This window comes from Helicobacter sp. MIT 03-1616 (assembly GCF_000765685.2).
Lineage (GTDB): Bacteria > Campylobacterota > Campylobacteria > Campylobacterales > Helicobacteraceae > Helicobacter_C > Helicobacter_C typhlonius.
Window position 1 is genome coordinate 147,787 of the sequence record NZ_JROY02000001.1, and the last position, 22,109, is coordinate 169,895.

General features: G+C 38.5%; 22 protein-coding genes. 11 read left to right on the top strand and 11 right to left on the bottom strand.

The window, feature by feature from the left end:
• Positions 1-24 precede the first annotated feature (24 nt).
• The 5 genes from rimO to LS67_RS00780 all read left to right on the top strand — a co-directional run bounded on the left by rimO (position 25) and on the right by LS67_RS00780 (position 5,826).
• The gene (rimO, locus tag LS67_RS00760; RefSeq protein ID WP_034325380.1) at positions 25-1,368 is read left to right on the top strand and encodes a 30S ribosomal protein S12 methylthiotransferase RimO; all 1,344 of its coding nucleotides are present in this window, start codon (positions 25-27) and stop codon (positions 1,366-1,368) included.
• A gap of 74 nt (positions 1,369-1,442) precedes the next feature.
• A complete protein-coding gene (locus LS67_RS00765) occupies positions 1,443-1,685 on the top strand; it encodes a DUF3781 domain-containing protein (protein ID WP_081951499.1) in 243 nt (80 codons plus the stop codon).
• A 159-nt stretch (positions 1,686-1,844) separates the two neighbouring features.
• Positions 1,845-3,851, top strand: coding sequence for a methyl-accepting chemotaxis protein (locus tag LS67_RS00770; protein ID WP_034325381.1), 2,007 nt, complete (start codon positions 1,845-1,847; stop codon positions 3,849-3,851).
• Positions 3,852-4,028: 177 nt separating this feature from the next.
• Entirely contained in the window at positions 4,029-4,970 is a 942-nt protein-coding gene (locus LS67_RS00775; protein ID WP_034325382.1) for a hypothetical protein, read from the top strand.
• 331 nt (positions 4,971-5,301) lie between these two features.
• A complete protein-coding gene (locus LS67_RS00780; RefSeq protein WP_034325384.1) occupies positions 5,302-5,826 on the top strand; it encodes a hypothetical protein in 525 nt (174 codons plus the stop codon).
• Here the strand turns inward: LS67_RS00780 and cysE are convergent.
• A complete protein-coding gene (gene cysE / locus LS67_RS00785; protein ID WP_034325429.1) occupies positions 5,823-6,572 on the bottom strand; it encodes a serine O-acetyltransferase in 750 nt (249 codons plus the stop codon). The two genes, LS67_RS00780 and cysE, sit on opposite strands and share 4 nt — an antisense overlap.
• A gap of 75 nt (positions 6,573-6,647) precedes the next feature.
• Positions 6,648-8,498, bottom strand: a complete 1,851-nt coding sequence (gene speA / locus LS67_RS00790) for a biosynthetic arginine decarboxylase (RefSeq protein ID WP_034325386.1) — start codon at positions 8,496-8,498, stop codon at positions 6,648-6,650.
• Positions 8,499-8,799: 301 nt separating this feature from the next.
• Here speA and ybeY point away from each other — a divergent pair, with 301 nt between their 5' ends.
• On the top strand, positions 8,800-9,249 hold the full coding sequence (ybeY, locus tag LS67_RS00795) for an rRNA maturation RNase YbeY (RefSeq protein ID WP_328590453.1): 450 nt from the start codon (positions 8,800-8,802) through the stop codon (positions 9,247-9,249).
• A 419-nt stretch (positions 9,250-9,668) separates the two neighbouring features.
• Here the strand turns inward: ybeY and LS67_RS00800 are convergent, their stop codons facing one another.
• The 9 genes from LS67_RS00800 to LS67_RS00840 form a co-directional block, all read right to left on the bottom strand.
• Positions 9,669-10,310: a TetR/AcrR family transcriptional regulator gene (locus LS67_RS00800; RefSeq protein WP_034325388.1), complete on the bottom strand. Its 642-nt coding sequence runs from the start codon at positions 10,308-10,310 to the stop codon at positions 9,669-9,671.
• A 268-nt stretch (positions 10,311-10,578) separates the two neighbouring features.
• Positions 10,579-11,634, bottom strand: coding sequence for a YedE family putative selenium transporter (yedE, locus tag LS67_RS00805; RefSeq protein WP_034325389.1), 1,056 nt, complete (start codon positions 11,632-11,634; stop codon positions 10,579-10,581).
• A 115-nt stretch (positions 11,635-11,749) separates the two neighbouring features.
• The gene (gene ruvX / locus LS67_RS00810) at positions 11,750-12,181 is read right to left on the bottom strand and encodes a Holliday junction resolvase RuvX (RefSeq protein ID WP_034325390.1); all 432 of its coding nucleotides are present in this window, start codon (positions 12,179-12,181) and stop codon (positions 11,750-11,752) included.
• Between the two features lie 134 nt (positions 12,182-12,315).
• Positions 12,316-13,146 carry a DNA-processing protein DprA gene (locus LS67_RS00815; RefSeq protein WP_034325391.1) on the bottom strand — a complete coding sequence of 277 codons (831 nt, stop codon included), beginning with the start codon at positions 13,144-13,146 and terminating at the stop codon, positions 12,316-12,318.
• Positions 13,143-14,135, bottom strand: a complete 993-nt coding sequence (locus tag LS67_RS00820; protein ID WP_236096315.1) for a divergent polysaccharide deacetylase family protein — start codon at positions 14,133-14,135, stop codon at positions 13,143-13,145. Before LS67_RS00820 ends, LS67_RS00815 begins: the two co-directional genes overlap by 4 nt.
• A gap of 4 nt (positions 14,136-14,139) precedes the next feature.
• Complete coding sequence (gene minE / locus LS67_RS00825) at positions 14,140-14,376, bottom strand: cell division topological specificity factor MinE (protein ID WP_034325392.1); 237 nt, start codon at positions 14,374-14,376, stop codon at positions 14,140-14,142.
• Complete coding sequence (minD, locus tag LS67_RS00830; RefSeq protein WP_034325394.1) at positions 14,373-15,188, bottom strand: septum site-determining protein MinD; 816 nt, start codon at positions 15,186-15,188, stop codon at positions 14,373-14,375. Before minD ends, minE begins: the two co-directional genes overlap by 4 nt.
• A gap of 58 nt (positions 15,189-15,246) precedes the next feature.
• Positions 15,247-16,761 (bottom strand): SEL1-like repeat protein, encoded by a 1,515-nt coding sequence (locus tag LS67_RS00835; protein WP_138109509.1) that lies wholly within the window; start codon positions 16,759-16,761, stop codon positions 15,247-15,249.
• Positions 16,762-16,764: 3 nt separating this feature from the next.
• The gene (locus LS67_RS00840; RefSeq protein WP_034325397.1) at positions 16,765-17,976 is read right to left on the bottom strand and encodes an argininosuccinate synthase; all 1,212 of its coding nucleotides are present in this window, start codon (positions 17,974-17,976) and stop codon (positions 16,765-16,767) included.
• 68 nt (positions 17,977-18,044) lie between these two features.
• Between LS67_RS00840 and cutA the strand changes: the two genes are divergently transcribed.
• The 5 genes from cutA (at position 18,045) to LS67_RS00865 (ending at position 22,101) form a co-directional block, all read left to right on the top strand.
• Positions 18,045-18,542 (top strand): divalent-cation tolerance protein CutA, encoded by a 498-nt coding sequence (gene cutA, locus LS67_RS00845; RefSeq protein WP_231944787.1) that lies wholly within the window; start codon positions 18,045-18,047, stop codon positions 18,540-18,542.
• A gap of 108 nt (positions 18,543-18,650) precedes the next feature.
• A complete protein-coding gene (locus tag LS67_RS00850; protein ID WP_034325398.1) occupies positions 18,651-18,872 on the top strand; it encodes a hypothetical protein in 222 nt (73 codons plus the stop codon).
• Positions 18,873-19,049: 177 nt separating this feature from the next.
• The gene (locus LS67_RS00855; protein WP_011116056.1) at positions 19,050-19,313 is read left to right on the top strand and encodes a hypothetical protein; all 264 of its coding nucleotides are present in this window, start codon (positions 19,050-19,052) and stop codon (positions 19,311-19,313) included.
• A 342-nt stretch (positions 19,314-19,655) separates the two neighbouring features.
• Entirely contained in the window at positions 19,656-21,104 is a 1,449-nt protein-coding gene (locus LS67_RS00860; RefSeq protein ID WP_034325399.1) for an LLM class flavin-dependent oxidoreductase, read from the top strand.
• Positions 21,094-22,101, top strand: a complete 1,008-nt coding sequence (locus LS67_RS00865; protein ID WP_034325400.1) for an ATP-grasp domain-containing protein — start codon at positions 21,094-21,096, stop codon at positions 22,099-22,101. The genes LS67_RS00860 and LS67_RS00865 overlap by 11 nt, the downstream gene beginning before the upstream one ends.
• Positions 22,102-22,109 lie beyond the last annotated feature (8 nt).

Consider the following 22,109-nt stretch of genomic DNA (forward strand, 5'->3'; position numbering starts at 1 on the left):
ATTTTCATAAAGGATTCAAAAACAATGCGTTTTAGAGAACGACAGAGCCTCCACCTCATCTCACTTGGCTGCACAAAGAATCTTGTAGATTCTGAAGTAATGCTTGGACGATTACAATCTTATACCCTCACACAAGAGCTTGAGAATGCTGATGTGATTATCATTAATACTTGCGGTTTTATAGAATCTGCTAAGCAAGAGAGCATTCAAACCATACTTTATGCGCTTAACTCTCGTAAAAAGGGTGCGGTGCTTGTAGTGAGCGGGTGTTTAAGTGAGCGTTATGCTAAAGAGCTCAAAGAGGAGATTCCAGAGATTGATATTATCACGGGCGTGGGCGATTATGACAAGATTGATGTAATGGTGAGAGAGCTTAAATCCATACAATCCAATCAAGTTTTTTTAGCCAATGAAACCCACGAGCGCAGTATTATCGGCTCAAATTTTCACGCATATATTAAGCTAAGCGAAGGGTGCAATCAAAGTTGTAGCTTTTGTGCGATTCCACAATTTAAAGGCAAACTCCACTCACGCACGCTAGAATCCACACTCAAAGAATTGACAAATCTCTATAATCAAGGATTTAGAGATTTTAGCTTTATTGCTCAAGATTCTAGCTCATATATGCGTGATTTAGGGCAAAAAGATGGGCTTATACAGCTTATTAAACGCATTGACTCGCTCAAACTCCCCATTAGCTGTAGAATCCTCTATCTCTACCCTACGACAACAAGCCTTGAACTCATTGCCACGCTTGGAAACTCGGCAAGTTTCTTGCCCTATTTTGATATGCCAATCCAACATATTTCGGATTCTATGTTGAAAATTATGCGGCGTGGGGCAAATAGAGCCAAGCACATAGAGATTTTAAAAGCAATGCGCGAGATTGAAGGCAGCTTTGTGCGCACGAGCTTTGTGATTGGACATCCGGGCGAGGGCGAGGCGGAGTTTGAAGAGTTATGCGCATTTGTGGAAGATTTCACATTTGATAGGGCAAATCTTTTTGCCTACTCGCCGCAGCTTGGCACAAGAGCGTATGAGATGAGTAATCGTGTGAGTGCCAAAACGACTAACGCACGACTAAATAGGCTCAATGCCATTATCAAAGCGCAGGTAAAACATCACAATAAAGTACTTGTAGGCAAGGAATGCGTGGCAATTTGTGAGGGTAAAAGCGAGATAAGCGAGTATTTTTATAAGGCGCGTTTGAAACTATGGGGTAAAGACATTGATGGGGAGATTCTGCTTAATGATAGTGAGATTTGCGATGAAAGTGGGCAAATGCTTCCGCTGAATGAGGGCTATTATCGTATGCAAATCACAGAATATAAGCAAAACTTTCTTTTTGGTAAAGTTCTTGCGCACTAATGTGTATCAAGACAGATTCAGAATCCCTATGGTATTTTTGTGCGTATATTCAGCAATTTATGGGGTTTTAGTCTATGGATAAAGAAATATTGCTCTCAAACATAAACAGGATTCACACCACTACAATGGGACTTGAAAGGATAAGGAAAAATCTTAGAATCCGCACAAACAATGTCCTAGGATACTGCAAGGACAAAATATTAGATAAGCATTGCCACATATACAGGCAAGGCAAAAATTGGTATTGTGAAGTCGATAATATAAAAATAACGATTAACGCATCAAGCTACTCTATCATCACAGCGCACAGTATTTGATAAAACATATTAGCTCTTCGTGCATTACTCACAATAAGTAAAAAAATACTTACACAATCAAAGAAAATTAAATATTTTTTAATTAACTATGACGTATAATTACACCCGAGATTTGATGAAATTTATCTCTACCTCTAACTAACGCTCAAGGGGGTTTTTATGCTTTCACTCATTCGTGCCTTAGGCATCAAAAAACAAATTCTTATCTCATTAGGTATCCCTCTCATCGCCCTTATTTGCTTTCTCTTTCTGCAGCTCTCCCAAACCTTTGCTTCTATGTCTCAATCTCAAATACTAGAAAAGCAAATTTTAATATCCGAACAAATCTCAAAACTCGTTCATGAAATGCAAAAAGAACGTGGGTTGAGTGCAGGATTTGTCGCGAGTAAAGGCACAAAATTTGCCAATGAGATTAAAGAGCAACGCATTCTTACAGATAAAGAGTATAAAACTTTGCGTGATATGGTTGCAGAAAACAATGATGTAGATTCACGTTTTCTTTCCGCTTTACAACAAGGATTGGAATTAGTGGAAAAAATTTCCCAAACAAGGCAAAAAGCCGATACTTCTATGAATACCCAAGAGAATGTGGGAGGGCAAGTTGTAGGGTATTACACAACAACGATTGCTTTTTTACTTGATAGTGTTTTAGAATCTACAAAAATTATTAATGACGCACAGCTTGCTAAGTCTATGGTGGCTTATACAAGTTTTCTTTACGCAAAAGAACGTGCAGGACTAGAACGCGCCACTGCAAATGGAATCTTTGTCGCTAATGTCGCCCCAAACAATGCGGGCTACAACAAAGTAGTTTCACTTATTGCCGAGCAAGAAGCATTTTTAAAGATTTTTCTTTCTCTTGCCTCACAGCAAAGCCTTGATTTTTATCACAACGCAATCAAACATCAAAGTTTTGCTGAAGTTGATAAAATGCGTAATATCCTCCACGAAAAGCGTCATAGCGGAGATTTTGGGATTGATGCGAAAGTATGGTTTGATACCATTACACAAAAAATCAATGTGCTTAAAGACATTGAGGATTTCATCGCATCTTATATTAACAAATCTATCAATGCGCATATTGATACCCTACAAAGTAGCTTTAGGCTACTCCTCACCATATATAGCCTTGTGCTTATTTTTACCATTATTGTTAGCATAGCAATGGTTAGGAGCATTCTTACTCGCCTTAATAATGTCAATCTCAAACTTGCCTATATCACACAAAACAAAGATTTGACAGGACAGGTAAAAATTCTTGCAAATGATGAAATTTCAAGAATGGCGCGCTCTGTAAATGCCTTTATCCGCTATATACACGATGTATTCTTGGAGGTAATGAAACTTATCAAAAACAATCTCTCCATCACACAAATGCTTGTTGAAACATCATCTCATCTTGATAGCAACACTAAAAATATTGCCAAAATTTCACAGGATAACACCGAGCTAGGCGAAAGGAGTGTGAATATCATTGAGCAAAACATCACCCTTTCAAATGCAACAAAAGAATCTTTAGAAGATGTGCTTAATACGATGCAGCAAACTCAAGCACTCATAAGCTCTATCAACGAAGAAATCACAAAAGACGCACAAAAAGAAGATGAAAATATGCAAAAGATTCTCTCTCTTGCTAATGAGGCAAAAAATATTCAAAGTGTACTTGTAACCATTACCGACATAGCAGACCAAACAAACCTCTTAGCACTTAATGCAGCTATTGAAGCAGCGAGAGCTGGGGAGCACGGACGAGGCTTTGCTGTGGTGGCTGATGAAGTGAGAAAACTAGCGGAGCGCACACAGCATTCCATTACCGAGACAGGTAGCATTATCCAATCTGTCTTGCAGTCTATTGATGAAGTATCAAGTGATATGGAAACCAGTGCCAAATCAATGAATAATCTTTCAAAGCAGGGTGAAGTGATGTATGGCAATATACAATCTCTTGCCACACTCGTGCAAGAAACAATGCAAAAATCATTGCAAAGCCTAGAGGGAGCACAAATGGCGAATGAAAATACATCAATGATTGTTGATAATGGTGTTAAAATCGCCGCTTGTGTAAGCCAAATCGTAGAAATCAATAATAATATGCAAAAAAGCTCACACGAACTCGCCAATCAAAGCAATGCGCTTGATGAAATGATAAGCACCTTTAAAACATAATCACGCTTTGCTAGAGAGCTTGTTTATTAGGTTGCATTTTACAATCAGGCGATTGGTTGCTTCTATTCCTATTTGGTGGTATGTTTATAATTGATTTAGTAAAGTATGATTAGCAGCATTACAATAAACAAATTATAGTCTTTGGTTTTTTAGAGACAGATAGAAGCATAAATGTAAATGGGGAAGAGTGGTAAATTTAATGTAAGTATAGGTATGTTTGGGAATATACAGGGCAGAGACTCAGGCGTCCATAAAGCCTTAGATTTATTCGCACAAACAGGAACAAAGCTTTATGCTCCATTAGATTGTGAAGAGTTTTTAAAATACTACAATACCGATAGAGCAAGAGGTTTAATTATGTTTAGATATTATTTTATACAATATTTTAAACCATATCAAAGACAAATAAAAATACTATACAACACCTTTTTTGCTTATTTTTTACTTGAGTTATTTGTTGGAGTTTTTGGAACTCTAGTGCTTATGGCATATTTTAAAAACGATACTGCCTTAGAAATTCAATTTATGCAAAACCTCCCTATGAGTGTGAAAATACTATTTATACATTCTTGTTGGTTTTATGTAGCAACTTGTATTTTAATCATTTTTAGCTTATTCTTTACTCCTAGTTTCGCAAGAGCAAAAAATCATAATGTGGGCAAGATTCTAATGGAAGTAAAATGGCAAAGGTGGAGATTTACAGGTTGGATTTATATATTTTTTCTTGCTGGATTTTTGATATTTATAGTATATGGCTTAGGTTTGAAACTCTACGCTTTTGGCTTAGTTGTGTCGTTGATATGCTGGAATAAGTCATTGGAGTATATATCTCAAAATTCTCTTAGTATCACAGAAAATGGTTTATTAGTTGGGCGAATCTTTAGTGATGTCTTTATTCCTTATGAACATTTCTACCTTTTAAGTGAGAAAGATATACAAGTTGCTTTGAATGCCAATGTGATATATTTTAGATATGGTGAGGGAAGCAATGATATATTAAGTTTTGAGTTGATTGTTAAAAATGGAAACCAAGTAAAGGAATCTTTTATGAATTTTTACAATGAAAAAGTAAAAGAATATAAGCAATCTCACCAAGAGGATTCTACAAATGCAAACTAACAACACAAATACGAATAATAGTGAGGAGTAAGCAACTTGATTCAATATATAGACAATGGAGGCAAGAATATGGATACAAAGCAAGATATAAGATATGATGAGTTTGGAGAGGAGATTATGTATGAGCTGAAACATAATCCTAATTAGTGGGATTATCTCATACTTTGTTCTATGATTCTAAAGATAAATATAACCACATTCTTTCAGCAGAAGTTATAATGTGCGGTATTGATTGCAAATCATTGCTTAATAATATAACACTACCGACACAAGAAAACACAGAAATTCAAAGCGATTTAGTATCACAAGAAAAGATGGAAGGAGCACAACGATGGCAGTAGCGATGGGCATTGTCCTTTTTATAATGCTTATGCTTCCTATATCTACAATATTTTACACTGCTGCCACAATACTTGTGCTGTGGCTACCCTATCAGCTGCGTTACTGCATTGATATATATTTTCTCTTAGGAATGCTTATAGGCTATATTGTGGTGGGTATTCTTGGCTCTACCTTCTTTTTCTTGTATATCAGAGATGTATCATTCATTCGTTCTTTGCTTATCATTGTGGGTATCTCAAGCCTTTTTATCGCTTTTCCCCACATTTGCTATGTGTTTTATAAATTTATCAAATCCCCAAAACAAGCGCAACATCAGCCCATTGCAACAGATGTGGCAATGCCTCATTCTATACCCCGTGAATCTTTTGCCTCATCTTGCGCTACGCCCTCCAACAAAGCCCCGCTTTTTAAAACAATCCCGCCCAAAATCGTGCTTGGTGCGTGCGTAAGCGGACTATGGGGGATAATAGTATTGGCGACTATGTTCTTTCTAATGGGATTATTTAGATTCTAGTCTCTCAAACTGCGCAAGAAAGCGGTATAGATGCTATCTAGCTCCTCTCTTTCCTTGCGAAGTTTGTCGCTGCATTTTTGTTCGCCCTCTGCCTTATTAGAATCTTTACTCAAATCCGCTGCACAATCTAGCACAGATTCTAGAATCTGCATTCGCTTGAGGAGATATTCAAACGCCGCCTTGTCAATATCGGGCAGCTTGTTTATGGCATTTGCTTCTTTTGCCCTACCTTTGATTATCACACGCGCGGGGATTCCCACAGCAGTGCAATCTTGTGGCACATCTTTTATTACCACAGAATTTGCACCAATTTTGGCATTTGCGCCAATGCGGATATTTCCTAGAATCTTCGCCCCAGCACCAATGACAACACCATCTTCTATGGTGGGGTGGCGTTTGACTTTTTCAAGGCTTGTGCCACCTAGCGTTACGCCTTGATAAATCATCACATCATTGCCTACTTCGGCAGTCTCGCCAATGACTACCCCTGTGGCGTGGTCAATAAAAACACGTCTGCCAATCGTAGCCGCAGGGTGAATATCCACATTTGTTATAAAGCCCGTAAGCCCCATAAGAATACGCGCTAAAACTTTGAATCCAACCTTATGAAGCCTGTGCGCAATACGATAATGCACGAGCGCAATCAGCCCGGGGTAGTTAAAAAATAATTCTATGCTCTTATTAATGGCGGGGTCTTTTTGTCTGATAATGCAAAAATCCTCCTTGATAGTCTGCCATAGTCCTATGGGTTGGGTGGCGTGAAAGGGTGTAGATTCTATATTATTTTCTATGTGATTTGGTGTGCGTGATTCTTCCACCCTTTAATCTCCCTTTGTCGTAATCGTGCGCAAATAACCATTCTCACTTAACATTACATAAAGTCGCCCAAGCATTTCTTTCTTGCCCTCGCTATCGAGGTTTTGATTATCCTCAATATGCTGCTTTAGCCTACGCTCTATGTCTTTAGTATCATAATCCAAATCATCAAGCACATCTAAAATCGTTTGAGCTTCAATGAGGCGAGTAAGCTCATAGCCCTTATTTAAATCATCATCAAATTCCACGCTAAATTCTGTGGGGTGCGTGAAGAGATTATGCCGCATTCCAAGCACCTCCTGATACGCACCCACAAGGAAAAATCCCAAAAAATATTCCTCTTTTGTAACATCTACATCGTGCAAAAAAAGCGGCTGTGTCGCATTAAAAGCAATCTCACCATCAGAATCACAAGTAATATCCCATAAACTCGCGCTTCGATTCGGTCGGCGATTGAGCCTATCAAGGGGCATAACAGGAAAGTTTTGCGCCAACCCCCAATAATCAGGCAAACTTTGGAAAAAGCTACAATTCAATAAGTAACGCTCCTGCACCTGCTCTTGAATCTGTAAAATCTCATTAAAATTCTTATGTTTTAAAAGCTTAATAACTTTTTTGATGATGAGATGCACGAGCACTTCGGTATTTGAGCGGTCTTGCAAATCAATATAGCCCAAATCAAAAAGCGTAAGCAAAGATTCCATATGGTCAAGACTATCGTGGAGATATTCAATCGCATTTTTCTCCACCACGCTATTATAGAGATCAAAAAGCTCTTCAATAAGCGGAGGATTGCTCTTTTTAAGCTTGAGGGCTTTTTCGTCATATTCTTGTGAAAAAAGCTCCAAAACAGGCGCGATAAGCACTGCGTGGCTTGCGGCGATAAATCGCCCAGATTCTATAAAAATATCAGGCTCTGGCTCTTTTTTATTTTTGGCAATCTCGCGCAAAGAAAACACAACATCGCCGCTAAATTCATTCAAAGTGTAGTTGCGATTATTCGCGCCCTCGTGTTGCGTGTATTCCACAGCGAGCCCTCCACCGATATTGACGCATTTTAGATTTCTTGCTCCCTTTTTGCGTAGCTCCGCATAGATATTTCCCGCCTCCCTAATAGCGCGCTTCAGCGGTGAAATATCGCTAATTTGGCTACCGATATGGAAGTGAATCATTGTAAATTTATGCAGGAGCTGCTCTTTTTCAAGCATATTTATCGCCTCTAAAAGCTCGGTGCTTGTAAGTCCAAACTTTGAGTTTATGCCCCCGCTTTTTGCCCAAATCCCCATTCCTGTGCTATGGAGGCGGATTCTAAGTCCAATATTAGGATAAGGCTCACCTAGCTCACGCGCCACCTCGATAATCGTCTCTAGCTCGTTTAAGCCCTCGATTGTAAGCGTAATATCGTGTCCCATATTCGCTGCACTAAAGCCTAGAGAAATCATCTCCTTATCTTTGAATCCATTAACCGTTATGGGCGCATCTTTATTCGTATAAGCCATAGCGAGGATAAGCTCGGATTTACTCCCCGCCTCTAGCCCATAGCATTTATCCTTGCTCTGCTCTACAAGTGGGAGGACGAAATTTGGCATTTGATTGACTTTGAGGGGAAAAACAGCCTTAAATCTACCCTTGTAAGAATACTCTTTAATCGCGTCTTCAAAAGAAGCAAACACCTTATCAACTTGCTTTTTTATTAAATGCGGAAATCGAAGCAACAATGGTCCTTTGTAGCCTTTCTCACGCGCCTCCTGCACAATGTCAATCAACGCCGGTTTATGCCTATAATTTACCTTAACCTTGCCATTATCGATAGTAAAGTCGTTGTTGCTCCAAAAATTAATGCCATAATCTACCATATTTCCGCGCCTCACTTGTGGTAAAAAAGAGTGAATTATAGCACTTTAATAGCACTTTATGGCTATACTTATGCAAAACAAACCTATTCTCTACGCAAATGGAGCATAAATGCACAATCCTAACGATACCCTCGCGGATTCACAGCCTAGCCACAGCGCAGATTCTACCTTACAATCTAACGCAAAAACGCAAAAGGCACGAGATTTTTTGCCTATGCTTGATATACCGCAGGAAAACCTTACACATTTAGGATTCTTAAATGAGCTTATAGAACATATAGAGACGCTAGGATTCCTCAATATGAATCTTGCGTCCTTTACGCTTGAGGTAATTGCCCTAGATAGCGCGGATATGCGCAAGCTAAATAGCACTCATCGGGGCAAAGATACCACCACTGATGTATTATCCTTTCCTTTATGCTGTGATATGTTTAGCGAATCTCACACATTGACAGATATGATTTTGAATGAAAATTTAGAGGCACAGGAGTATAAAGGGGGGGATTCTAATGAATCTATGCTCCCGCTGTGTTTAGGAAGTGTAGTGATAAACTATGAACTTGCCGAGCAAGTTGCCAAAAAGCACGGGCATAGCGCACAAGATGAAATAAGTTTGCTTTTTATCCACGGGCTTTTGCATATTTTGGGCTTTGATCACGAAGTGGATAATGGGGAGCAGCGCACAATGGAGCAAAGGATTATAGAATCTTTGGGATTAAAAGAAAGCTTAATCGTGCGTGAAATGGGCTAAACTCTGCCTACCTCGCACGATAAAAATAAAAATTGATGTGCTTATAAAAAATCTTTGAAAAATTCTTTAAGCCAAACTTTCATTTCCTCGTTGCGCTGTAATCTTAGCATACAAATTCTTGATACATTCCTTAACTTTTCTTTTTATGCTTATGTAGGAAATATGTTATACCCCCTTTTTTAAACTTGCTTAAATTTAAGTAAATTTTAAGGGGAATAGACCAAAGAGTTCAATAATCCAAAAAAACAAACATTGTAGAAAGCAAATTGAATAAATGCAAGAGGGCGATAGTAGAGCGGATTCGTGTATAGAATCCGCGCTTTTTTAGAGCAGATTCTCAACGCACCAAGCTCCCCCTAAGTTTAATTAAGTATAGCCCCAAAAATTAAGCTTAATATTTTACAAGATTCTCACTTGCACTATTTGCCGCCTCTTGCAATCTCCTGCCACACTCTTAAAAGCTCCGAGCTAATCTCCTCATCAATAACACTTAGTCCCACGCCCTCGCACATTATACGCAAATGCCGCACCTTATGTGTGTATTCGATTTGGCTAAGTGGGTAGAGCGCACTATCAAGCCATACATACACACCCCACACGAGCATTTGACTTGCCGCCTTTGGATAAGCGACATTGAGCGAGCCATCATTGTTGCCCTCTTCTATGAGAGATTCTACAATAGGGACAATATGATTGTGCTTGAGACGATACCCAAGGGCACGAAAAGAGCCAAAAAGCGTGTTTGAATCCTGCACAAACGCCTTGTGTTTTAGCATATAATCCAAATGTTGCATAATAATTGTTTTAATCTTATCTCTACCATTTTTGTGAGGATACTGAATCTGCCATATCTGCTTTATTTGCTGCTCGTATTGCCAAAAGATAGATTCTAAAATATCATCTTTACTATCAAAATAATGGTAAATCGCGCCCTTGCTTAAACCATAAGTGGCTAATTTATCGACAATGTCTTGCATTCTCACATTTTCAAATCCGTGCTTATTAAAAAGCTTGAGTGAAATATCAAGGATTTTTTGTGCGCTTTTGTGATTCTTTGGCATAGTATTCCTTTTAGAATCGAGTATTATTTTGGTGTGGATTGCATATCAAACAATTGCTTTTATCTTAACATACAAAAGACAAACAAAAGTATGTTGATATGTATATAAATGCCTAGATTAAGCTTTTATAGAGAAGTAAAATTTTTAAAATCAAGTTATGAAATGGTAAATCCTAAGAACTCGCATATAGAATCGAGATTATTGACTAAGATAGAGGATTAAAGCTATACATAGAGTTTGCATAACGCAAACTCTACAAAAATTCAAGCTACTTTTTTGCGAAAATACCAAGATAAATAGCAAATAAAAACCCAAACCCAACAGCCCAAGGTGCATAGGCGCTAATGCCATTTGGCGAGCTTGCAAGTAAAAAATTATGTGCTATTGCAGCTCCAGCTACCATACCGAGTATGAATATCACTGAACTTAAGTTTCCTGTCCCCATTTGCACGAGGTGTTTTCCGGGACAGCCCTCACTCAAGCTAAAGCATAATCCAGCTAAAACCATACCTAAGAAATTCCATACAAAATCATTGTGAGCTATAGCTTGTCCCTCAAAGCCAAATTTGTATTGTCCTAGGGCGAAATTAACTATACTTGCAGACGCGATAATAGCAACTATGCCCCAAAACATTGAAAAATCTCCCCTAAAAGCCCTTGAAAAAGCACCTACCGAGCAAAATTTGCTTTTGTGCATAAGGATTCCAACAATAGCACCAATCACTAAAGAAACAAGTATGGCAGCGTGTTGAGAAGCGGGACCCTTTGTAGAGGTAAAAGGTATGCCATTACTTAGCTTTAAGCCAAAAATTAAAACGCCAAGCATAAGCAAAGTCAAAACAACAGGCAAAAATCCTATGCTCTTACTGACAGAAACACTCTCTTGAAGTTTGTATCCGCGACTTTTGAAAAACATTCCCAAACCAACGCCCCCGGCTAAGCCTAAGAATCCGGCGATAGCTGTCATATCTCCCCCGCCAAGTCTCAAAAAAGCCCTCCAAGGACAGCCTAGAAATACAAGTGCGCCAATCATAGCAAATATGCCTAAGAAAAAGAGTGAAAATGCTGAAGCAGAACCCTTTGCGCTAAATTCTTTTGTCCAAAACATACTCGCTAAAAAGCCACCTATGATAAGTCCAAAAAGCTCGGGTCTTAAGTATTGAAGAGTCTCTACGCGGTGAAATCCAAGTGCGCCGCTACTATCACGCAAAAAACAAGCTGCACATATTCCCATATTTCCGGGATTTCCGGCATAAACCAAATAAGCAGCTAAAGCACCAAGTGCTATCCCTGAAACAATAAACCATTTTGTGTTTGCATTCATTATGAACTCCTTATGTTTGTTTGAAGTCAAACTGACCTCTAAGGCTGAAATTATACTCAAAAATCACGCAAAACAAGATTTTAAAAGCACAATAAACATAAAGAGAGCAAAAAGGTTAAGTAGATTGTGTAATATTGTGTGATTGCATATATCGTTGCAAGATTTCACACGCACTTAGAGAATCTATGCGCCCATCTTTTTGAGCTTTGGCACGATTTTGCCTTTTCATATAAGAGAGAGATTGCAAAGCATTAGAGCTTGTATAGTCCTCATTGACAAAGCAAATCTCACCCTCAAAACTAAGAAGGGAGATAAAATGAGAGATGCGCTTTTGCGTATCGCTATGCTCTGCTTCCCCGCCGCTTGGCATTCCCACGACAAGTATGTGTATGTCGCGCTCTTTGAGAACATTATCAAGCTCTTTTGCAGCTTGATTACGATTGTGGCGCGAAATAGGCTCTAAAGGCAAAATAATTCCCTCTTTAAGAATTGCTATCCCTATGCGCTTCAACCCCACATCACACGCTAAGATATTTATCTCTTTCATTTTTACCTTACCCCTTTCTCTCCGCTTGTTTTTAGAAACTCAATACCCTTGCCTTGATGTCTTTAGAATCTGCGTCTTTGATAACCCTAGCTTCTACAAGATTCATTTTTTGCCCTTAAATCCACCCTCTATCCCTACACCACACGAATAAATCCAGATTCTCTTATAATTTTTCCCATTAGCTCATATTCATAGAGAATCTCCCCAAACAGCGCGTATGCCTCATCGAATCGGGGATTTTTCGCACAAAAGGCTAAGATTTTATCACTTTCTTTCGCAGATTCTGCACTCTCAAAAGATTCTAAGCTCTGTGAATCTCCAAAAATAGACTTTATAAAAGTAGGAATGTGATAAATCGCTTCCGCCTTGCCATCGGCTAGAAGTTTATTTGTCCCCTCGCTTTCGCCTATACGATGAGACAGCACAAAAAGGGGTTTCCCTAATTCCAAAGCAATACGCGCACTCTGCATTGAGCCACTCGCAATATCAGCTTGAGGGATTATCACACAATCACTCAAACCAACAACAAGACGATTACGCTCCAAAAAACTAAAGCGATGAGGCATATATGCGCTTTCATACTCGCTCAAAACAACGCATTCTTTCATCATCTTTTGAATCATCTCTGCATTGCTTTTAGGATAGCAAATCTCCAAACTCGCGGGAGAAAACATTATCGTGCGCGGGAAAGCGTGCGTATGTGCGATAATATCCACGCCCAAAGCCCCACCGCTTACCACCACGCCACCAGCATTTGCAATCTTAGTAGCCAAAGTAGCTACACAAGACTTCGTATAAGGATTAGGCTTTCGTGTGCCAACAATGGCGATTTTATGCGCGGCGGATAAAAGGCTTTCACACTTCGTGCGCTCACCACGATAAAAAAGTTTTGCAGGAGGATTAGGTAAGGAGCGCAGGGCTAGTGGCAAATCCTCTAACTCGCATATAGAATCGAGACTATTCATTGACCAAAAGGAGCGCGGACATAACGCGTAGTTTTACTCTCTGCGAGGTAAGATTCTAAATCTGCTGGGCTAACAAGCACAATATCATTTTGTATTTGCTTACTCATTTGGGACAACGCCTTAAAAGTCGCGTCATTTGGGTGGCAAATGCCGATCGCATAGCCTTTTTTACGCGCCTTTGCTATGAGTGATTTAATCTGTGTTTTGATATAAGTAATATTTGTTTCATTGTCTAAAAATACATCTCGCGCCATAATGAGTCTGCCCTGCTCGGTGGCTATACGCTCACTTACCGGGTGGCTTGTCGTAATACTATCAATGAATTTGAATCCAAGCTCATCAAAGATTTCAAGCAGATTTAGCATATCTGCGTAGCTTTGGGTAAATTTGCTCCCCGTGTGGTTATTAATATACACAAGATTAGGAAAATCTACCTTGATAGCCACTAGTTGTGCCTTTAGTGTTTCTTTAGATACGCCCGCTTTAATGGGCGTGATTTCATTTTGCATAAATCGCTTTGCTTCAAGCGGGAGATGCACCATAAATGGCTTATTTTTCGCATTCAAATACTCTGCAATATACGGTGTGCTGGGATTGTGTTTTGTTTTTGGGAAAATTGATGGCGTGATATTAAATTGTAACTTTTCAAGTTTTTTTACTTGTGAAAGGCTAGAAAGGTCGTCCATTATAAGCAACACCTTTGGTTTGTCTCCTAATCTCTGTATAGAATCTTTTGAATCTTGTGGATGATGTTTGCTATCAACTTGCAAATTCTCTAAAGTTTGCTGCGATTGTAAATCCTTAGAATCTTGCGTATTTTGTGAATCTTGTGGGTTTTTCTGCGACTCTAAATCAATAAAATTGTCATTATGAAAGTAGGAAAATATCTTGCCAATCCCATACACTAATGGGTGCTTAGATTCTAAATCAAAGGGAGCATCTGCCTTAGCTACACACATCATAAGAGCTAGGCAATACAAAATGCGCACCGACTTATCCCCCCAATGTGATTTGCACTTCGAGGGTGCTGATATTTTGATTGCTGTTTGTGCTAAAGTGAATCTCATTTGATTTTGTATATTTTTGCACCACTTGCAAAATCTCCTTTTGCATATCCTCAAGGTATGGAATATTTGCGCTGCGCTCGTGTGCAAGAATGATGCTTAATCGTTCCTTTGCTCTAGATGCGCTTTTGTGTGAATCTTTTTGAAATAAGCTCAATAAACTCATTTAAAAATCCTTTTAAGCGTGCCCATAACACCCTCACTTTCCAAAGAAACAAAAGGCACTTCTTGTCCTAAGATTCTCTTAGCAATCCGCACATAAGCTTTTGCACTTGGTGCTTGAGTGTAAATCACAGGTTCGCCCGAATTTGTTGCACTCACAATTTTACTATCCTCTGGGATAAGCCCAATAAGAGGCAAGGCAAGTATGCCTAACACATCATCGGTTGAAAGCATTTCGCCCTTTTTTACAAGTTCTGGCTTAATACGATTGATGATGATATGTTTTTGGACTTCTTCATTTTGTTGTGCTTTGTGGCTTTTTGCATCAATAATACCAATCACCCTATCGCTATCTCGCACCGAACTCACTTCCGGCGTAACAACAATAAGTGCTCTATCTGCCCATAATATTGCGTGTTCAAACCCACTCTCAATCCCCGCTGGAGAATCTATAAGAATATAGTCAAAATTTTCTCGCAAAGATGCAATGAGTTTGCCCACTTTATCCTTATCAAGGATTGTTTTATCCTTTGTCTGTGAAGCAGGAAGAAAGTAAAGATTTTTTGTTTTTTTATGATTGATGAGGGCTTGTGAGAGATTACATTTACCTTCCATTACATCAATGACATCATATACAATGCGATTTTCTAGCCCAAGGAGCATATCAAGGTTACGCAAACCAATATCAAAATCTATCGCTACAACTTTCTTCCCGCTAGATTCTAGCTCCATAGCTAAACCCACAGCGAGATTTGCTGTTGCGGTAGATTTGCCCACACCGCCTTTACCTGAAGTAATCGTAATAACTTGTGCCATATCTGCTCCCATTTATCAATTAAAATATCATTATATAATGCTAAAGTTTAGTATGCGCTTATTTGAGCTTTTGTTGCAAGCTATTAAACATTGAACAAGCATTATCTAATCCACCCTTACAAGCTTTTTGATAATATTTCAATGCTAATTCATTATTACTACTCACACTTCCAAAGCCGTGCTCATATATGCTAGCAGCACCTGAACACGCTACATTAATAATGATTTTTGTATGCTCCTCACATCTGTAAATATTTGCCTTTTCTTCGCTCAAAGCACTCACAGCTTTGCAATTTCTTTTCACATCACTTTCACAAGCAAATAATGTATGCTCTAAGGCTTTATTTGCATCTTTAGTCGTTCCACCTAAGCCCTGCATTTCCCATAATCCTAATTGATAACAACTATTTGCATCTTTTAGCTCACAGCCTTTTTCTAAAAGGATTCTTGCCTGTGTGTGATTCTTATTTGCTCCACCAAAGCCGTGATAATAGTAAGATGAAAGCCTCTCACAAGCAGTGCCTAAACCATCTTCACAATCACTCTTATACATTAAGCCATACCTATCAAGATTCTCATTTTCACTATATTGCTCTAAAGCCTTTAGATTCTCACAACCTGCCTTAAATCCATAGTTACACGACAAAGTGGCGTATTTTTTAGCAAGGGGGATATTTTGTGCCACACCCTGCGCGTGTTCATATATAATGGAAAGATTATAGCAACCTCCACCATCTTTATTATCACAGGCTTTTTCATAATATTTTTTTGCATTACTCAAATCTTTTTTTTCAAATTTATAACTCGCACCTAACGCCCGACAGCCAAAAGGAGAATCTAGCTCACACGCCTTAAGTGCGTAAGAATGCAAGAGTGGCTTTTTGTTTTGCGGAATGCTCTCAAAAATACCGAGCCAAACCTCACTTATTGCGACTTCACACGCTGCTTTTTGCTCTTTTAAAGGTAAAGAAGCAGCAAGACATTTTTTGCCATAAAGAGATTCTCGTTCAAGAGGAAGCGGCTCTTTACTTGCCTTTTTAATATGCTCAATATAGTCCCACTCCACCAAACCGCTCTCTAGATTCACAATACTAAAAATAAAATGATAAGACACGATATGCAAACTGCCCTGCTTTGTTGTATCATTTGTAATCCGCGCACTTAAGGAATATTTAGGAGCAATCAATGTGCCTTTAGGGATAATGTCGGCAAACTCCTCATTGTTACGCATTGCACGAATCTTATCAAGGCTCGGGTCAGCATTAAAAGCATTTCCGGCAATCGCTGCAGTAAGTGTGATTTTTTGTGAGATTACCGTGTCCGTGATAATCTTCCGCGCCAAAAGCCCAATGTCAATATCAAAATCACTCAAATTATTAAAATCTGAAATCATTAGGACTTTTTTTGTTTTAGAATCTTTTATAAATGAAGATTCTAATAAATCCGCTCCTGCTAGAGAGGTGATTTGAGAAATATCATCAAAGTTGAGCACAAATGGACTATTTTTATTAGGCTCGGCATAAATATATGTGCAAAATAAAAATACTAAGATACAAAATCTTAACCCCCTCATCACTTATTTATCCCTATTTGCCTTTCCTGCGATGATAAAACGCAAAGCATTAAGTTTAATAAACCCTGCGGCATCTTTTTGATTATATACAGAATCTTCCTCAAAAGTGCTATATGCTGCATTAAATAAAGAATTTTTAGATTCTCGCCCTATAACAATGACATTCCCTTTATAGAGCTTAAGGCGCACTACTCCACTTACTTTTTGCTGTGTCTTATCAATAAGTGCTTGTAATGCCTCGCGCTCTGGGCTAAACCAATAGCCATTATAAATGAGCTCTGCATACTTTGGCATTATAGAATCTTTTAAATGTGCCTCTTCCCTATCAAGACACAAAGATTCTATCGCACGATGAGCTTTTAAATATATTGTGCCTCCGGGTGTTTCATAACACCCACGAGATTTCATACCCACATAGCGATTTTCTACCAAATCAAGCCGCCCAATGCCGTGCTTTCCGCCTAGCTCATTGAGCTTTGCCCAAAAATTCGCAGGACTTAGCTTTTCTCCATTTATCGCCACGCCATCGCCATTTTGAAACTCAATGCTAATAGATTCTGGCTTATCTGGCGCATTAAGTGGCGAAACACTCCATCGCCACATATCCTCTTCTGGTTCTACATTCGGGTCTTCTAGAATCTGTCCCTCATAGCTAATATGCAATAAGTTTGCGTCCATTGAATAAGGCGATTTATTTTGCTTTTTTTCAATAGCAATCCCTGCAGATTCTGCATAAGCTAAGAGTTTTTCACGACTATTCAAATCCCATTCACGCCAAGGAGCAATGACTTTAATATCTGGATTAAGCGCGTAGGCTCCGAGCTCAAATCGCACTTGGTCATTTCCCTTTCCTGTCGCTCCGTGTGCTATGGCATCAGCCCCAACACTTTTAGCAATCTCAACAAGTCTTTTTGCAATAAGAGGGCGCGCAATGCTTGTGCCAAGCAAATATTCTCCCTCATAAATTGTATTTGCACGAAACATAGGAAAGACAAAATCTTTGATAAACTCCTCTCTTAAATCTTCAATAAAAATATTTTCACTTTTTATACCAAGCTTTAAAGCCTTTTCTCGTGCAGGTTCAACCTCTTCACCCTGTCCAATATCAGCTGTAAAGGTTACCACCTCACAATGATAATTATCTCCGAGCCATTTTAAAATCACACTCGTATCAAGTCCGCCACTATATGCCAAAACAACTTTTTTTATTGCCATTGTCTGCTCCTTAACTTTTGTAGAAGATTCTAAAAACGGCATTATAGTCTAAAAGATTTAAACCTGCATTGTGGAGATTATGCTCGTGTAGATTCTATAAAGTGGGTTTGGCAAATGCTAAATATTCTAGGCTAGAATCTGCACCATTACATACAGCTTTCAAAGGCTTAGATTCTGCACTTAGGATACAAATCGCTTTTTGCTGTGTGCTACACAAATACAAGATACAGGGAGAATTAATGTTGCTTATTTATACGACAACGCCCACAAAGAAAGAAGCCAAAAAGCTTATTAAAATCTTGCTTCAAGTTCGGTTGTGCGCGTGCGTGCAAAGGCACAAAATAAAAAGCAGCTATGTATGGCAGAAAAAAGGTAAGGATACAATTTGCAAAGAAAGCGAATATCTGCTTATTCTTAAAACGTTGCCTGTGCATTATAAAGAAATTGAAAAACTCCTCCTTACTCATCACAGCTATGAAATTCCTCAAATCATTGCTTTTGAGGCAAAAGCACAACCCTCTTATGAAAATTGGCTTACTCTTACACTCCAAAAGCCGAGTGCATAGCTAAAATATTATATTTGATAATAAATTTTCTTGTTGCTATTTGTTTTCTTTACGCTTATAGAATGAGTGCGTAGGCTATCCTACTAATTTTAATATAAAGGATCTATTATGAAAAAATTATTCATTATAGCAATGGGAATCATCTTTAGTGCCTCTATGGCAAGTGCGTTTGATGTCAAAGGAGAAACTTATGGTGCAGCTTCTGATATTGCAAATGGCAAAAGCGCAAAACAAGTAGCTTCTACTAAGAAAAAAGAAGTAAAATCTGCAACAACTAAAGAACTAGAGAAAAAGAAAAAAGATGCAATGATGAAACAAATGCAAAAATAAAACTCTATGGCTCTTGGCAGAATCATAAAGATTCTGCCAACAAACTCTCTCCTATCACTTTTCCCCATTTTAAAACAATTTCAAATTTTAAGTGTATTTACCAATCGTTTTTTTTTTTTTTTGTCAAATTGCCTTTCGTGGTTTATCACTACAATTTTCACATTACAAGGAGATATTATGAAAAAATTATTCATAATAGCAATGGGAATCATCTTTAGTGCCTCTATGGCAAGTGCGTTTGATGTCAAAGGAAATGCTCTTGGAGCAGCTTCTGACCTCTCAAGCGGAAAAAGTGCAAAAGATATAGCCGAAGCGAAGAAAAAAGAAGCAGTAGATGCAGCAAAAGCTGAAGCTGAAAAAAAGAAAAAAGAGGCTATAGATAAAGCTGATTCTAAAACAGGTGGAGCAGCAAGTGCGGTAGGAGGATTCCTTAAAAAGTAATCTTCTTAGATTAAAGATTAAGTATCTCTCTATTCTTCGCGTGTAATAAAGTCTGTGGGTAGGCTTTATTACACTACATTCTTATGACAAACATACAATCTCCTTATCGTTTCTTTTAACAAATTTTTTATGAGTTATATTCAGGCACAATTAAGAAAGTGATAGTTGAATTTGCTTTTAGCCTATGCTGTAGATTCTTATTTTATCTTAAAATATGAGTAAAAAAGTAGCAATAATATACAAATTTTTATGATTACATATTGTATTTTTAAAAAAATGTAAGTATAATACACTTCATAAGTTCAAACGAACTTAATAAAATCTAAAAAATGGAGGCATCCAATGAAAAAAGCAAAACCTATCCACTTCAACGCCTTTGAAATGAATTGTATTTCTCACCTTAGCCCGGGACTATGGCGATACCCAAAAGACCAAGCACTGCGATACAAAGATATTGAGTATTGGCAAAATATCGCAAAAATTGCAGAAAAAGGGCTCTTTGATGCCGTTTTTATCGCTGATGTGATAGGGGTATATGACATTTATGGGGGGAATGATTTGGGTGCGCTCAAAACCGCTCTGCAAGTGCCTGTAAATGACCCTACACAACTTGCTGTAATTGGCGCAGCAGTTACTCAACATTTAGGTTTTGGAGTAACTGCAGGTGTGCCTTTTGAGCACCCTTTTCCTTTTGCAAGAAGGTTAAGCACTTTGGACCATCTCACTAAAGGACGCGTGGGGTGGAACATCGTTACAGGTTATCTCCCAAGCGCCAATAAAAATATGGGCGAGAGTGAATTACCTCACGATGAAAGATATGCACTTGCTGATGAGTATATGGAAGTTATTTATAAGCTTTTAGAAGGAAGCTGGGAAGATGACGCGGTAATTTTAGATAAACAAAGTGGTGATTTCGCTAATCCTTCTAAGATTCACCACATAGGACATCACGGCAAATATTTTGATGTGCCCGGAATCCATATATGCGAGCCAAGCATTCAGCGCACACCTGTGCTCTTTCAAGCAGGAAATTCACCTCGTGGAAGACAATTCGCCGCTACACACGCAGAAGCAATTTTCATTGCGCCTCCCACCAAAGAATATGCTAAAATCGCAGTCAAACAAGTGCGTGATGCACTTATTAATGCGGGAAGAGACCCTTATAGCGCAAAAATATATATTCTTGCGACAATTATCACTGATACAACCGATGCTCTTGCAGAAGCAAAATATAAAGACTTGCTTTCTTATGCAAGTGTTGAAGGTTCGCTTGTAATCAATTCAGGTTGGTTAGGTGTGGATTTAAAGAGATATAATCTTGATGACCCATTAAACAATATCAAATCAAATGCCATAGTAGCCCAAGTGGAAGCCTTAAGTAACTCTACCACAGATGATGGGAGAGTTTGGACACTAAGAGATTTAATCAAACTCACAGGCATAGGCTGCCAAGGACTAAAATTTGTTGGAAGTCCGCAAAAAGTAGCAGATATTTTGCAAGAATTTATCGCATACTCTGATGCTGATGGTTTTAATCTCGCATATGCTACTACACCGGGCACTTTTGAAGATGTGGTAGAATTTATCGTGCCAGAGCTACAAAAGCGTGGCGTGTATAAGGAAGCTTATACACCCGGCAGCTTAAGACACAAACTCTTTGGCAAAGGTGATAGGTTGGGATATGACCATATTGGTTCCAAATATCGTGTAGGCGGTGCAAAATCCACCATAAATGATTATGCTGGAACAGGCAGATTCCAAACAGGAGGAAGAGAAGATTATGTTATATAATTCATTATCACAAGGCATTTTTATTATCCACGAGAATCCCGAGTGGATTCCACCTTTTGCAGAGGCATTTGAACGAGCAAAAGTGCCATTTCAAGAAATAATCCTTACAGAAGGTGCTATCTATCTTGACAAAGAACCGCCTAAAGGAGTATTTTGGTCACGACTTAGTGCATCTTGCCATACACGAGAACATCAATATACCAAAGAATATGGACGCGCCATTTTACAATGGTTACATTCTTACAATAGGCGCGTAATTAATGGTTCATCGGTGCTTGAATTTGAAGTGAGTAAAATCAAACAATATCTTGCGCTTAATGCAGCAGGATTCTTAACGCCAAAAACTTATGCTTGTTTTGGTAAAACAAATTTACTTGAAGTGGCAAAAACATTGCAAACACCTTTTATCTCAAAACATAATCAAGGCGGTAAAGGGCTTGGTGTGAGACTTTTTGAAAACTTTGAATCTTTTAAAGAATATGTGCATTCGGCTGCATTTGAGGAAGCGATTGATGGTATTACGCTCTTGCAAGAATATATTAAAAGCAAGGAATTTTTTATCACTCGTGCAGAATTTATTGGTGGTAAATTTCACTACGCTGTGCGCGTTGATACAAGTGCGGGTTCATTTGAACTTTGTCCAGCAGAGGCGTGCAATATTGAATCTTTACCAAAACTCGCTGGTGGAATGTGCGAGATACAAGATTCTACACCCGCTATTGCAGGAGCAATGTGCGAGACAAGCGGAGATAAATTTAGCATTAGAGAAGATATTAACGCACAAACACCACTTATTGCAAAACTTGAAACATTTTTACACGCACATAAAATTGAAGTTGCAGGCGTAGAGTTTATGGAAAACACACAAGGTGAATTAGTCGTGTATGATATTAATACAAATACTAATTATAATAAATCTGTGGAATCTAAGGCTTCTCACAGAGCAGCAGATAGAATCGTAGCCTTTCTTAATGCAGAATGGCAAAAAAATCGTTAATTTAATCT